The sequence below is a fragment of the Ectobacillus polymachus genome (assembly GCF_048159605.1).
GTDB classification, from domain to species: domain Bacteria; phylum Bacillota; class Bacilli; order Bacillales; family Bacillaceae_G; genus Ectobacillus; species Ectobacillus polymachus.
Window position 1 is genome coordinate 670,668 of sequence record NZ_JBLREB010000001.1, and the last position, 13,970, is coordinate 684,637.

The following is a 13,970-nucleotide window of genomic DNA, read 5'->3' on the forward strand; positions in this document are numbered from 1 at the left end:
TATGTCACTAGAAAAATTTCGCGACCTCCCGCTAGAGGACGTTCTTGGTGATCGTTTTGGTCGCTATAGTAAATATATCATTCAGGATCGAGCATTACCTGATGCCAGGGACGGATTAAAGCCGGTACAGCGTCGTATTTTGTACTCAATGTATGTGGAAGGAAACGTACATGACAAACCGTTTCGAAAGGCAGCAAAAACCGTGGGAAATGTAATCGGTAACTATCATCCACACGGTGATTCATCTGTGTACGAAGCGATGGTACGCTTAAGCCAAGACTGGAAGCTACGTAATGTGCTTGTTGAAATGCATGGTAATAATGGCAGCATTGACGGTGATCCAGCTGCAGCTATGCGTTATACTGAAGCAAGACTTTCGCCTATTGCTTCCGAATTGCTTCGGGACATTGATAAACAAACGGTAGAATTTGTTGGAAACTTTGATGACACAAGCGAGGAACCTGTTGTATTACCAGCAAGCTTTCCTAATTTACTTGCAAACGGTTCTACCGGTATTTCAGCTGGATATGCAACCGAAATTCCACCTCATCAGCTTGGAGAAGTTATTGACGCTACAATTATGCGTATTGATGATGCAACATGCTCAGTCGATGAGTTAATGACTGTTATGAGCGGCCCTGATTTTCCAACAGGTGGTATTATTCAAGGGATTGATGGCATTAAGCAAGCGTACGAAACTGGGCGTGGGAAAATAATCATTCGCTCGAAGACAAGTATCGAAAATTTACGAACGGGTAAGCAGCAAATTGTCGTAACTGAAATTCCTTATGAAGTAAATAAAGCAAATCTCGTAAAAAAAATTGATGATTTACGCATTGATAAAAAACTGGATGGGATAGCGGAGGTACGTGATGAAACAGATCGTACCGGACTTCGCATCGTGATTGAACTAAAAAAGGATGCAAATGGAGAGGCTATATTAAACTATCTTTATAAAACGACAGATTTACAAATCCCATATAGCTTTAATATGGTTGCCATTCATAACCGCCGTCCTATGCTTATGAGCTTGCCTCAAATATTAGACGCTTACATCAGTCATCAGAAGGAAGTTGTAACGAATCGATCCAAGTTTTTGCTAAAGCGTGCTGAGGATCGTCAGCATATTGTTGATGGTCTTATGAAGGCTCTATCTATTCTTGATGAAGTTATCAGTACGATTCGCAGTTCCAAGGATAAACGGAATGCAAAGGATAATTTAATTGAAAGATTTCATTTTTCCGAATTACAGGCTGAAGCCATCGTTTCTCTGCAATTGTATCGTCTAACAAATACCGATATTACATCTTTAGAAAATGAAGCAAAAGATTTACATAAGCAAATTACTGAACTTCAATCTATCTTGGCAAGTGACAAAAAGCTTCTTCACGTCATTAAGACAGATTTGAAGAGAGTGAAAAAGACTTATAACGATCAACGTCGAACAATTGTGGAAGCCAAAATTCAAGATATCAAAATCGATATGGAAGTTATGATTCCACACGAAGATGTGATTGTGACGATAACAAAAGAAGGATACGTAAAAAGAACGAGCTGGCGATCCTATAACGCCTCTAGTGGTAAAGGCTTCGGCATGAAGGAAGGCGATCGCCTCTTGGCACGCTTTGACATTCATACGACTGATACGATATTATTATTCACAAATAAAGGAAACTATATTTATTTGCCTGTGCACGAATTACCAGACATTCGCTGGAAAGACCTTGGTAATTATGTTGCGAATATCGTGACGTTAAGCCGCGATGAAATGATTATGAAAGCAGTACATGTACAAAATTTTGAAGAAGATAATCGCTATTTATGCTTTGTTACGAAAAACGGGATGGTAAAAAGGACGGAGCTGAAGCAATATAAAGTGCAGCGCTATTCGCGTGCATTAGTTGCCATGAATGTCAAGGATGATGACGAAATTGTAGATGTCATCGAAACCAATGGACTAGATGATCTTCTTCTTATTACGCACAAGGCGATGGCACTTCGTTTTAGTTTGGAAGAAGTTACTCCTATAGGTGTTCGCGCAGGTGGAGTGAAAGGTATTGCGTTGAAAGATGATGATTTTGTAGTAAAAGGTAAAATAATTAAAGAAGAAGACACACTTCTTCTTATTACACAGCGTGGTGCCTTTAAAAAGATGCATGCGAATCAAGTCGAAAAGTCAGCACGTGCTAAACGAGGATTATTGATTTTTAAAGAATTAAAAACAAATCCTTATCATATTGTAGGTACGGAAAAGATACATGACACGGATATCCTTTATGTAAAATCAGAAAAAAATATCGTCGAACAAGTTGATATTTCTAGTTTAAAATATAGGGATCGATACAGCAACGGAACGATGCTGTTTGATACAAGTAGCTCTGGACATATCATCCAGGCATGGATTGAACCTACTGAATAGCTAATGCGAGTATAGAAAAAACGAGAGGAATCTATCTCTCGTTTTTTCGTATCATACATGATTGTATTATTTTAAAATGATAGTTGAACAACTGAAGAAGAATAAGGGATAGCATAACCAGTGGCACAATTTTCGTGATAGGAGGATATTGGATGAGTAGTTTTATTAAAGAAAAGGAAATTGTAACGTATATTCAAGAGCTCGTTTCCATTCCAAGCCCATCTGGATATACAGAAGCAGCAATTTCGCATGTCGAACAATTCGTAAAATCATTAGGAATTTCTAGTACACGGACGAATAAAGGAGCACTGCTAGTTACTATGCAAGGTAAGGATGATACAAAGCATAGATTTCTAACATCTCATGTAGATACACTTGGGGCAATGGTAAAGGAAATTAAAAAAGATGGACGACTTAAGCTTACGATGATAGGCGGATATCGCTGGAATTCTGCAGAGGGTGAATATTGTAATATACATACTTCAAATGGCACAGTTTATTCAGGAACGGTACTCATTCATCAAACATCTGTGCATGTATATAGTAACGCTGGGGATATAAAAAGAGATGAAGAGAATATAGAAGTACGTGTAGATGCCGTTGTAAAATCTAAGGAAGATACTAAGAAACTTGGCATTTCAGTTGGCGATTTTGTCTCGTTTCATCCCCGTGTAGAAGTAACGGATACTGGATTTATTAAATCCAGACATCTAGATGATAAAGCTAGTGTTGGAATTTTGATGTATATCATGAAAGAACTCGTACAAAAACAAATTACATTACCGTATACCACTCACTTTCTTATTTCAAATAATGAAGAAATTGGCTATGGCGGTAATTCCAATATTCCGAAAGAGACGGTTGAATATCTTGCAGTCGATATGGGAGCCATTGGAGACGGGCAAACAACGGATGAATATTGTGTTTCAATTTGCGCAAAAGACTCGAGCGGTCCGTATCACTATGGATTACGTCAGCACTTAGTACAATTAGCTAAACAACATAATATTACTTATGTAGTAGATATTTATCCACACTATGGATCAGATGCATCTGCAGCGATTCGATCTGGAAATGATGTCGTACATGGTCTCATTGGACCTGGAATTGATGCATCTCATGCCTTTGAACGTACACATGAACAATCGCTAATCCAAACTGCTTCATTAGTATGGTTCTATCTACAATCTCCAATGGTATTATCATAATCGCAAAGGCCAACTTCTTTTGAAAGTATCCTATAGAGTAATATCTATAGGGTACTTTTTTGCTCGGTATATCTCTAACGGATACGCGGAATGACTTTGTTAAAAAGAATACGAGAGTACACTTTATCATCAAGGCTTTGTATGGTATATATAAATAATGCTTTACAGATAAGGAGACATATAGTGAACACAAAACGATTTTTTACGCACCCATTAGGAGTGCTAGTCTCTGCGATATTCGCTACGTTTCTATGGGGAAGCGCATTTCCATTTATTAAATTAAGCTATGCACAGCTTCATATTGAACATAATGCAGTGGGAGAACAAATTTTATTTGCGGGATATCGCTTTTTTCTAGCAGGCATTATGCTTGTCCTATTTCTTACTATCCTTGGAAAAAAGATGTCATTTCAGCCGAAAACTGCTGGCGCACTTGTGAAAATAGGAATGTTTCAAACATTTCTCCAATATATTTGCTTTTATATTGGTTTAAGCTACAGCACTGGTATTCAAGGTGCCATTATTTCAGGAACATCGTCATTTTTTCAAATTTTTATGGCGCATTTCTTTTACAAGGATGATTCTTTAAGTCTACGAAAAATGCTCGGTGTGTTCGTTGGGTTTTGGGGAGTTGTTCTTGTGAATATGACAAAAGGAAAGTTAGAGCTAAATTTTGGCGTCGGAGAATGGCTATTATTATGTGCAGCAATTTTTTATTCGTACGGTAATATTCTTGCGAAAGAAGGTAGCCGTAAGATGGATGTTGGTTACTTAACTGCTTATCAAATGATAATAGGTTCGCTCGGATTACTTGCAATTGGAATCGCGAAGGTTGGCTTTATGCCATTCACATTTACTGTACAAACTATAGGAATGCTCTTGTATTTATCATTTCTATCAGCAGCAGGCTTTTTAATTTGGAATACAATTATGAAATACAATAAAGTAGGAAAAATATCGATGTATATGTTTTTAATTCCGGTATTTGGTGTTATGCTTTCAAGTTTCATTCTTGGTGAAACCATTCACTCATTTGTTCTTCTTGGATTAGCTTGTGTGGTGGCTGGAATTGTAATTGTAAACCGTGCACCTCAAGAAAAAACAGCAAAAATAAAGCAAGTGTCTTAAATAATCTAAAATAAACTTGAATAAATACTGTTCGTGATATAGTCAATAAAACAGCTGAAAAATGAAAAAGTGCCAACGAAAAACAATTATTTTTCGTTGGCACTTTTATTTTAGGGACTTCACATATCCTAGATTATTGGTGATGTTACAAATATTTTATCTTTAAGTCGACTCATTATATAAATGTCGTAGCAAGTAGATATACGTTTAAAATAGCTATAACAATAGCAATAAACCAAGCTAAACTTTTCGTCCATATAGAGTTTACAAACTCACCCATTTTCTTTTTGTCACTAGTAAACATAACAAGCGGAATTACCGCAAACGAAAGTTGAAGGGATAAGATAACCTGGCTTAATACCAAAAGGTCAGTGGTTCCTTTCTCTCCATAAAGTAGTGTCACAATTACTGCAGGTATAATAGCGATGAGACGTGTAATTAAACGGCGAACCCATGGTCGTAAACGGATGTTTAAAAAGCCTTCCATGACAATTTGCCCAGCTAGTGTTCCTGTTAAAGTAGAATTCTGTCCTGAGGCTAACAAAGCAACTGCAAATAATACACTTGCAATCCCACTCCCAAGAATCGGATTTAACAACATATAGGCGTCTTGAATCTCCGCAACTTCTGTATGTCCGGTTGTATAAAAAGCAGACGCTGCCAAGATTAAGATTGCTCCATTTACAAATAAAGCTAGCATTAATGCAATCGTAGAATCAATGACTGAGAGCTTAATCGCTTCTCGTTTCCCTTTAGGTGTTTCTTCATAATTTCTCGTTTGTACGATAGAAGAGTGTAAATATAAGTTATGCGGCATTACGGTAGCTCCTAAAATTCCAAGTGCAATAAACAGCATTTGTGGATTTTGAATAATTTCCATACTTGGAACAAATCCTTTTGCTACTTCGCTGAATTGAGGATGTGACATAAAAAGCTCAATACCAAAACAAACTGAAATGGTTGCGATTAAACTAATAACAATGACTTCAATATAACGAAATCCTTTACTTTGCAACAAAAGCACTAGTAAGATATCAAACGAAGTGATACATACACCCCAAACGAGAGGAATATGAAATAAAAGATTTAACGCGATAGCGGCACCTATCACTTCTGCTAAATCACAAGCTGCAATAGCCAGTTCGCATAATACCCATAAAACAAATGATACTTGCTTACTGTAATGGTCTCGACATGCTTGCGCTAAGTCTCGCCCTGTTGCAATTCCTAACTTTGCAGATAAGGCTTGTAGAATAATAGCCATAAAGTTAGAAATTAAAATTACAGATAGTAAAGTATAGTTATAGGCAGATCCTCCAGCTATCGATGTAGCCCAGTTTCCAGGGTCCATGTATCCTACTGCAACAAGATAACCCGGCCCCATAAATGCAAGGAGCTTACGAAAGAAGTTCCCTTTCGCTGGTACTCTCATACTTTTGTACACTTCTCGTAAACTAGGTTCCCTGTTAGGTTTCCTCCATCCTTGATGTGATACACCAGCTGTATCTTGCATGTTTACTGTCTCTAATTCATTCATCACATTTCCCCCTTTTTTAACTTGTTTCAACTTTGTTTCCTAAAGGCAAAATTAAATGTAAAAAAAGACTATGCAAACTATGATTAATCAGTTGCGAACACAAATATATATTGTATGATGATAACAATGTTTTATCAAAACCAACTTTTTTAGCTTAGGATAAAAAAATAAATTATAGATTAATTTTATGTATAAAGGAAAAATAGGTGAACGTAATATGCTTCTTTCATTATAAGTACGACATGAAATATATTTGCTTATTTTTATAAAGATAAAGAGAGGGTTTCTATAAGAAGCTGAAGAAAGTTTACGAATAGGATAAAAAATGACTAGGAGAATACGATGCAAATTACGATCTTATTTATTCCGTTTCAAGTGTTGTTGTTTTTGATTGGCTTTGGATTGGCAATTTGGAAAACAAAAGAGGGGGGGAATTGGATCCTGCCGCTTCCCATACGACTCGTGCTTAGTTTTTCTTTAACTGGAGCAGCATTGTGGCTGTGGTTTCAAAACCTTAGCTCCTCGTATAAACAATGGATTGCGATTGGAATGACTTTATCAACAATTGGCGATTTGTTTATGGCTGGCATGCTTCCTTTTGGAAATCGATTAATAGGTGGAATGATTGCATTTGCTATAGCTCATTGTTTTTATGTAACGGCTTTTTTACATGCAGGTTTTTCTTGGACAGGGGCCATTATAGGCTTTGTTGTTTATGGAAGCTGTTTGCTATTTGGATGGTTATTTTTTATTCGGAATGAGACACAGCCGCCTCTTTTTACAATTGGTGCCTTAGTATATGGCTTATGGGTAGGGGGGATGGCTTGTTTTGCATGCGCACTTTCCTTTGCACGCCAAGGAGTATGGTGGCTTCCAGCAATAGGTGGAGCTTTGTTTGTTGTATCCGATTTCATAATAGGTGTAACCGATATTGGACAACGAAAGATAAAGCATGCAGAGCTATGGATTTGGCTTACATATGTGACTGCACAGATGGCTATCGTATATAGCGGATGAAAGATTAGAAGAAAGGAGGTAGAGATGATTAAAGAAAAGTTAATTGCGAGGGTGATGAGTAGCGGTGTATGTACGATAAAAAAGAATGGCTCAGGTTGGTCTTTTTATTGTGATGGTTTAAAAATAGGGAATTCTTTATTGTTTTTCTTAATATTTTATTAATAAGAGTTTAAGTCATTTTCAAAATGCCAGCTCTTGCATGTAATTGTTCACCCTTCTATAATCATTCCTTCTATTTACAACTATCTAGAGATGTATTGTAATCTGTTTGTAAGATTATCTAACATGTTTTTGGATATGTCTAGCTTTAAAGCTAGATAATATGATGAGGTTTTACATACAACTAGAAAGATAAGATATACAGATTACAATTATGGATTCTATATATTGTGAAAGGAAGACAACGGATGAAACAAATAGATGATAAATCGAAACAAATAGCAGAGAAAATTATTGAATTAGATTTGCTTCGAGATGAGCTTCTAGAAGAGTTAATCGTACTTGCTGGAAACGATGCCTACTATCTATTGCGAACCCTTCAAAATAGTTAATTATGATGTAGAAATCCTATAAATATCTTTACATCTTTTTTCTTTCTATTGTGATATTGTAGAAAAACAGTTCGATTATACATTCGCTATCTCAGTAGGTCTGGTTTATAATAATACAATAGTTATCATATGGAGGAAAGTCATGAAACTATTACTTGTAGAAGACGATAAACCGCTACTAGAAGGTATTGTTACCGTTCTGAAAGAAGAAAACTATGATGTGGAAAGTTGCTTAGATGGTGAGGAAGGTCTCTATTTAGCGAAACAAAATATTTATGATGCCATTATTCTTGATATTATGTTACCTTCTGTTAATGGGCTTACCATTGTAAAGACGTTACGCAACGAAGGAATTCAAACACCGATCTTACTTCTTACTGCAAAGGATAGTGTAGAGGACCGAGTTAGGGGATTGGATGTAGGAGCAGATGATTATCTTGTTAAACCATTTGCTGTACCTGAGTTATTAGCGCGGGTTCGAGTACTATTACGTGCAAAAGGATCCGGAAATGAACAAAAGATTTCCTATGGACCGCTATGGATAAATAAGCAAGAACACGATGGATATGCAGCAAATACAAAATTAAATCTAACCGTGAAAGAATACGAGCTACTTGAATATTTCATATTAAATCAAGAACAGATTTTACCTCGCGACCAAATATTAAATCGCATATGGGGGCTTGAATCAGAGGTTGGATTCGGTGTCGTTGATGTTTATGTCCATCATCTACGTAAAAAGTTGGGCGAGTGTCAACTTGATCATTATATTTGTACAATTCGTGGGATTGGCTTTATGCTAAAAGGAAACGATGATGATGTTTAAGAAAACGAAAATACGTCTTGTCTTATTAAATACAATTGTGCTATTTTTTGTATTTTGTATATTTAGTCTAGTATTATATGGGTACATGAATCATATTGTTATGACAGATGTATCGGATAAGTTAAGGACCATGTGCGACGAAATGCAGCATGAGGGTATCGATAAAGTAATTAGTGAACATGATCAAATGCGAGAATCTGAAAGAAGCATCGGCTATTTACTATGGGGAGCAAATGATCACTATATAAAGGCGATTCCAGAAAAGGCAGTCTTTGCAAATGACCTAGATGATTTGAAACCATCTAAGTATAACAATCAAACTGTTGTGAAACGAGTAATAAATGGTCATACCTATGCAATTCTAAATATCCCAGCATCTACCATAAAAGAAGCAAATGCGGGCACGGTAAAGACTCTTCAGTTAGTATTAAATATTGATACCGAAACAAATATGCTCGGACGGCTATTTTTAATAATCGTAGCTGGCGGGATGATGAGTATTGCAGTATTTGTCCTTGTTGGTATATTTTTAGCAAGACGATCCTTAATTCCTATACAAAAAGCATGGGAGAAACAAACACAGTTTGTAGCAGATGCATCTCATGAACTACGTACACCACTTTCAGTTATACAAACTCATTTAGAGCTACTTTTCCGTCATCCAAAGCATACGATTGAACAGGAGAGTGTTTCCATTTATAAAGTTCTTCAGGAAACAAAACGGGTAAATAAATTAATAGCTGATTTGCTGACACTTGCACGTTCTGATTCGAATGAACTTCAAATAGTACGTGAAAATATTGTAATTGATGAATTTATTAACGTAATCGTGGAGCAATTTAAACCAATTGCAGAGGTTAAAGGTATTACATTACAAGTGAAGATGGAAAATGATCTGCATATTTCAGCAGATAAGGAACGACTTCATCAACTCTTTGTTATTCTCCTTGATAATGCTATAAAATATAACAAAGAAAATGGATCTGTAGATGTAAAAGTAAAAAAAGAAGGGAAGTCTGCTGTCATAACGATTTCAGATACAGGAATTGGTATTGCACCGGATGATCTTGCTCATATTTTTGACAGATTCTATCGTGGAGATAAAAGTCGAAATCGTTCTATAGGCGGAACAGGGTTGGGGTTGTCCATTGCGAAATGGATTGTAGAAGCTCATAATGGAGAAATTAATGCTGAAAGTGAGCCACTTGTAGGCACTAGTATTACCATTAAACTACCTTATTCGAATATATAATAGAAAGCCCGTCTCTTTAGAGACGGGCTTTCTATTATATTCGATTTATATCCTGCAGCATTTGAATCTAGTTAGAAACTCTAAAAAGGAGAGACACTGTAAGTTTCACATTATGAATGTGCTGATACGGTGTGCGGTTGCTTTTTGGTTTTTCTTTGTTTCATTACTTTCCAGGCATTCGCTACTAGCAGGCCAGCTAATAAGAAGGTTAGTCCACCTAAAGTAAAATAGGCAATTACACTACATAAAGCAGTTAGGATGCCGAATTTTACTTGGTCGCTATATTTTGCCGGTGAAGTTGGCGGATCGGTAAGCATGAAAAATGCTAAGAATAGTGCTGAGTTAATGTAAGGAACTCGTAATAGGTCTCCAATTGTATCAATATGGACGATTGATAATAGTAAAATAAAAATAAGGTAAAAGCCTAAAAAGCTGAAAACCAGTGGGAATTTATTTACTTTTTGTGTAACAATGTATCCGGTAATGAGTAAGAAAAGAATGCTCCACCAAGGTAGAAGTGACATTCCTCCCCACCAGCTTTGCGGACTTGCCATTATGATGCCAACGACAAAGAGACCAAACGCTGCTGGGTTAAAAATTGGTTTTTTATTGACGCGAAATAGATGTTTAGAAAGAATGGCAATTGCTGTTGTTAGAACAGTAATCATCCAATTATTCATAGGACTAAGAACGACAGCGACAATAATACCTGTTATTATTCCACCTTCGGGTACTATTATCTTTCGCTTTTGAATCGTTGCTACTGTTAGATCCAAAACAGATGCAGTAATGATTGCAACAATTGTGTTTATGAAACCTGCATGTGCTCCGGAAGAAATTTGTGCAAGTAAGAGTAAAAAAATTAATGATACCAATACGTAATGCTTGGGTGTTTTTATAAAGGAAAGAATAGAATCGTTTTTATGGCGACTTATTCTTGTTTCATTGATGATCACGTATCCATTTGGTGTATTCATATATTTTCGTTTTGCTTGGTTCTCATTAGGAATTTGCTGATTTTCTTTCATAGTAGATGCTCCTTCATTCCTTTTGTCATAACAATTTCTCCATTGGATAAGATCCACATTCCGTCAAGATTCAATTCTTCCAGTAGCATGGCTCCCTTTATACTACCTTGAAGAAATGCTACGGTAGAGAAGGCATCTGCCATCATCGTAAAGGGAGCAATAACAGTACAACTTACTATTCCAGACGGTGATGTTTTCGTATGTGGATCAATGAGATGATTTATATTAGGCTGAATACTACTTTTTCTCTCGTAGCTACCGGACGTACAGATGGCAGCATGGCTTAATCGTACGGAAGCAATTGTGTTTTCTTGATGAAATGGATCTTGAATACCGATTGTCCAAGCTTCATTTTGTTCATTGCTACCGCCAACGTAAATGTCACCGCCAGCATCGATATAATATCCTTCAAATTCCTGCAATTCTTTAGCTGCTAAATCGACTGCTAATCCTTTCGCAATTGCACCTAAATCTAGGGTAAGTTGCTTTGTAAGATCAACGGTCCGTTTTTTTTCATCAAGCTTGACGTCCTGATAATTTACAGGTTCAGAAGAATCGTTTCTTGAAACAGTTGCACCAGTTAAGTAATTTTGATTAAATCCGTAAGCTTCTAAAGTATGACCAATTGTTGGATCAAACATGCCGTTTGTTAATTTCGCAACTTCTAATGAAAAGTGAATAGCCTCAAATAATAAATCGCTCGTAGCAATGGGAGTGCCTACAAAAGAAGAAAGCTTGCTTAACTCACTATTTTCATCAAAACGGTTACATATTTTTTCGACAGTTGCAATGGCTTGAAATGCTTGCTCTATTTTTTGTAACGAACTCGTTTGATTTAAGGAAGTAACAACTTTAATTGTTACAATCGTTCCCATGTAAAGGCGCGTTTTTTTGTAGGTTTTCTTCATCTTTACTCTCCTAATACTTGCGTGATATTAAGCATTCTTTGCTTTTTGTAATGCTTCCGTTACAGCATCTTGAAAGTCATTCGTACTTTTTGTTGCGCCGCTTACTACGTCAACTTGAGCGCTTTGACGGCTAACTACTTCACTAGGTAAATCCTGAATGTATGATTCTGGATAAGAAGTTGTACAATTTGTAATATCAACTGAGGTAATTTTGTCGTTTTGAATTGTTACAGCAACCTCTACAGAACCAATACGATTCGTACCAGTACCTGTATACGTTCCATCTTTATACGTTTTTTTCACAATTGCACTACTTGTTTGACTTGATGAAGCAGGAGTGGTTACTTGAGAAGTGCTGGATTGTGATGTATCTACTGAACGATTTGTTTGTGTACTTTGTGCTTGCGATGAAAGCGTGTTTTGTATTTGTGTCGAAGCTGCTGATTGTGTGGAAACATATCCAGATGTATAAATGATTCCAATCGCCGCTGAACATAATACAATCATTTTATTTCCCATCTTTGCCATATATATAATGACCTCCTGAAAGAGTAACATGTAATTTGATAGATAAATCATAACGAATGTTTTTTAAAAAAACATTAAGATTGAAGAAGAATTAGAGAAAAAATATTATTTTGAATGACAAAAAGAGGTCAAGTGTGTTTGACCTCTTTTTGTCATTCTACCATCCAGGTGGGAATTGTTATGCTTGTAAGTTTTGTGAGGATAGCTTTGAAAGTTCGGTTTTCTTTTTTGAACGAATATCTTTCGTCTCTAATTTTCTTGCAATGATAGATAACGAATAATTTACAGCGAAATACATAAGTGCAATCATAATGAAGGTAGGTATTGTGTAATTAATATTTTGCCCACTAATAATTTGTGCATTATGTGTAAGCTCAGGTAGTGCGATGATAACGGCTAGAGAAGTGTCCTTTAACAGAGAAATAAATTGGCTAACGATAGGAGGTACCATGCGCCGAAGAGCTTGTGGCAGTACAATATGCTGCAATGTTTGGAGATAAGTGAGACCTGAAGATCGTGCTGCTTCTATTTGTCCCTTCTCAATGGATAGTAACCCACTTCGTATGATTTCAGATAACATGGCCGCTTCAAAGATTGTTAGAGCACTAATCGCTGCTACTTTTACATCTAATTTTACTCCAATTTCCGGCAATGCAAAATACGTAAAGAAAATAATAAGTAGAAGAGGGAGATTTCGTATCACTTCAACGATTAGTAATAAAATAGGAGAAACCACTGGAATTTTCATATAACGAAAAATGCCAATGAAACTTCCAATTACAAAGCTAAAAATGATAGAAAAGAAAGCGACTTGTAACGTGATGAGAAAACCGTCGAGTAGAAATTTGACATTGTTTAATTGATACGCACCTAAAAAATCCAAACTGATTCCTCCTCTAGTTGCTTCTTGCTAGTCGCTTCTCCAAAAAAACGACCCCTAAGCTTAACGGAATGGTTAATAGTAAATAAAATATGGCAACGAAAATGTATACATCAAAGGTAACAAAAGATTTTGCTGCAATTAGATCGCCAAAATACATTAAGTCTAAGCCAGCGACAACACCTAATATAGCTGAATTTTTTACAAGATTAATAAATTGGTTACCTAAAGGTGGAATCACAATTTTAATAGCTTGAGGTAATATAATGTAAATCATTGCTTGTGAATAGGAAAGACCTGATGAACGAGCAGCCTCCATTTGGCCTTTAGGAACTGCTAATATACCAGCTCGAATCGTTTCAGCGATAAACGCAGCTGTATAAATAGACAAAGCAATCGTTCCAGAAGCATATCCGGATAGTCGTACTTGCAAGGAAGGCAGTCCAAAGAAGAAAATAAAGGTAATTAGAACGAGCGGAATATTTCGGATAAATTCAACATAGGCCGTTCCAATCCAATTAAGAGGACGAATGGGCGAAATCCGTAATACTGCTAACAATGTACCCAAGATAAAACTTGCTGCCAATGCAATTAGACTTGCTGTAATTGTATTTTTGAATCCTTGTACATACATATCAAAATTATTAGATAAAATGGAGAAATCCATAGACAATTACGACTCCTTTCT

General features: G+C 36.3%; 14 protein-coding genes. 8 read left to right on the forward strand and 6 right to left on the reverse strand.

Going from position 1 to position 13,970, the window contains the following annotated elements; translation table 11 throughout:
- Window position 1: 1 nt before the first annotated feature.
- The 3 genes from parC to ACM5BR_RS03385 all read left to right on the forward strand — a co-directional run bounded on the left by parC (window position 2) and on the right by ACM5BR_RS03385 (window position 4,755).
- The gene (parC, locus tag ACM5BR_RS03375; protein ID WP_416825873.1) at window positions 2-2,419 is read left to right on the forward strand and encodes a DNA topoisomerase IV subunit A; all 2,418 of its coding nucleotides are present in this window, start codon (window positions 2-4) and stop codon (window positions 2,417-2,419) included.
- A gap of 152 nt (window positions 2,420-2,571) precedes the next feature.
- Complete coding sequence (locus ACM5BR_RS03380) at window positions 2,572-3,627, forward strand: M42 family metallopeptidase (RefSeq protein ID WP_416825875.1); 1,056 nt, start codon at window positions 2,572-2,574, stop codon at window positions 3,625-3,627.
- Between the two features lie 183 nt (window positions 3,628-3,810).
- Window positions 3,811-4,755, forward strand: a complete 945-nt coding sequence (locus ACM5BR_RS03385) for a DMT family transporter (protein ID WP_416825877.1) — start codon at window positions 3,811-3,813, stop codon at window positions 4,753-4,755.
- A 175-nt stretch (window positions 4,756-4,930) separates the two neighbouring features.
- On the opposite strand, the gene ACM5BR_RS03390 is transcribed toward ACM5BR_RS03385, so the two are convergent.
- Window positions 4,931-6,292 carry an Nramp family divalent metal transporter gene (locus tag ACM5BR_RS03390; protein WP_416825879.1) on the reverse strand — a complete coding sequence of 454 codons (1,362 nt, stop codon included), beginning with the start codon at window positions 6,290-6,292 and terminating at the stop codon, window positions 4,931-4,933.
- A gap of 342 nt (window positions 6,293-6,634) precedes the next feature.
- On the opposite strand from ACM5BR_RS03390, the gene ACM5BR_RS03395 reads away from it, so the two are divergent.
- The 5 genes from ACM5BR_RS03395 to ACM5BR_RS03415 all read left to right on the forward strand — a co-directional run bounded on the left by ACM5BR_RS03395 (window position 6,635) and on the right by ACM5BR_RS03415 (window position 9,938).
- Window positions 6,635-7,309: a lysoplasmalogenase gene (locus tag ACM5BR_RS03395; RefSeq protein ID WP_416825881.1), complete on the forward strand. Its 675-nt coding sequence runs from the start codon at window positions 6,635-6,637 to the stop codon at window positions 7,307-7,309.
- Between the two features lie 24 nt (window positions 7,310-7,333).
- Window positions 7,334-7,471, forward strand: a complete 138-nt coding sequence (locus ACM5BR_RS03400) for a hypothetical protein (RefSeq protein WP_416825882.1) — start codon at window positions 7,334-7,336, stop codon at window positions 7,469-7,471.
- 245 nt (window positions 7,472-7,716) lie between these two features.
- Entirely contained in the window at window positions 7,717-7,860 is a 144-nt protein-coding gene (locus ACM5BR_RS03405) for a hypothetical protein (protein ID WP_416825884.1), read from the forward strand.
- A gap of 142 nt (window positions 7,861-8,002) precedes the next feature.
- Window positions 8,003-8,686 (forward strand): response regulator transcription factor, encoded by a 684-nt coding sequence (locus tag ACM5BR_RS03410; RefSeq protein ID WP_416825886.1) that lies wholly within the window; start codon window positions 8,003-8,005, stop codon window positions 8,684-8,686.
- Entirely contained in the window at window positions 8,679-9,938 is a 1,260-nt protein-coding gene (locus ACM5BR_RS03415) for a sensor histidine kinase (RefSeq protein ID WP_416825887.1), read from the forward strand. The genes ACM5BR_RS03410 and ACM5BR_RS03415 overlap by 8 nt, the downstream gene beginning before the upstream one ends.
- Before the next feature lie 110 nt (window positions 9,939-10,048).
- On the opposite strand, the gene ACM5BR_RS03420 is transcribed toward ACM5BR_RS03415, so the two are convergent.
- The 5 genes from ACM5BR_RS03420 to ACM5BR_RS03440 form a co-directional block, all read right to left on the reverse strand.
- Entirely contained in the window at window positions 10,049-10,966 is a 918-nt protein-coding gene (locus ACM5BR_RS03420; protein ID WP_416825889.1) for an RnfABCDGE type electron transport complex subunit D, read from the reverse strand.
- Entirely contained in the window at window positions 10,963-11,874 is a 912-nt protein-coding gene (locus ACM5BR_RS03425; RefSeq protein WP_416825891.1) for an FAD:protein FMN transferase, read from the reverse strand. The genes ACM5BR_RS03420 and ACM5BR_RS03425 overlap by 4 nt, the downstream gene beginning before the upstream one ends.
- Window positions 11,875-11,901: 27 nt before the next feature.
- Complete coding sequence (locus tag ACM5BR_RS03430; protein WP_416825893.1) at window positions 11,902-12,402, reverse strand: FMN-binding protein; 501 nt, start codon at window positions 12,400-12,402, stop codon at window positions 11,902-11,904.
- Between the two features lie 178 nt (window positions 12,403-12,580).
- Window positions 12,581-13,285 (reverse strand): amino acid ABC transporter permease, encoded by a 705-nt coding sequence (locus ACM5BR_RS03435; protein ID WP_416825895.1) that lies wholly within the window; start codon window positions 13,283-13,285, stop codon window positions 12,581-12,583.
- Window positions 13,286-13,298: 13 nt separating this feature from the next.
- Window positions 13,299-13,949 carry an amino acid ABC transporter permease gene (locus ACM5BR_RS03440; RefSeq protein ID WP_416825897.1) on the reverse strand — a complete coding sequence of 217 codons (651 nt, stop codon included), beginning with the start codon at window positions 13,947-13,949 and terminating at the stop codon, window positions 13,299-13,301.
- Window positions 13,950-13,970: the final 21 nt, after the last annotated feature.

Coding starts and splice junctions, on each gene's coding strand:
- parC (WP_416825873.1), top strand. CDS start 2: ATGTCACTAGAAAAATTTCGCGACCTCCCGCTAGAGGACGTTCTTGGT.
- ACM5BR_RS03380 (WP_416825875.1), top strand. CDS start 2,572: ATGAGTAGTTTTATTAAAGAAAAGGAAATTGTAACGTATATTCAAGAG.
- ACM5BR_RS03390 (WP_416825879.1), bottom strand. CDS start 6,292: ATGAATGAATTAGAGACAGTAAACATGCAAGATACAGCTGGTGTATCA.
- ACM5BR_RS03395 (WP_416825881.1), top strand. CDS start 6,635: ATGCAAATTACGATCTTATTTATTCCGTTTCAAGTGTTGTTGTTTTTG.
- ACM5BR_RS03400 (WP_416825882.1), top strand. CDS start 7,334: ATGATTAAAGAAAAGTTAATTGCGAGGGTGATGAGTAGCGGTGTATGT.
- ACM5BR_RS03405 (WP_416825884.1), top strand. CDS start 7,717: ATGAAACAAATAGATGATAAATCGAAACAAATAGCAGAGAAAATTATT.
- ACM5BR_RS03410 (WP_416825886.1), top strand. CDS start 8,003: ATGAAACTATTACTTGTAGAAGACGATAAACCGCTACTAGAAGGTATT.
- ACM5BR_RS03415 (WP_416825887.1), top strand. CDS start 8,679: ATGTTTAAGAAAACGAAAATACGTCTTGTCTTATTAAATACAATTGTG.
- ACM5BR_RS03420 (WP_416825889.1), bottom strand. CDS start 10,966: ATGAAAGAAAATCAGCAAATTCCTAATGAGAACCAAGCAAAACGAAAA.
- ACM5BR_RS03425 (WP_416825891.1), bottom strand. CDS start 11,874: ATGAAGAAAACCTACAAAAAAACGCGCCTTTACATGGGAACGATTGTA.
- ACM5BR_RS03430 (WP_416825893.1), bottom strand. CDS start 12,402: ATGGCAAAGATGGGAAATAAAATGATTGTATTATGTTCAGCGGCGATT.
- ACM5BR_RS03440 (WP_416825897.1), bottom strand. CDS start 13,949: ATGGATTTCTCCATTTTATCTAATAATTTTGATATGTATGTACAAGGA.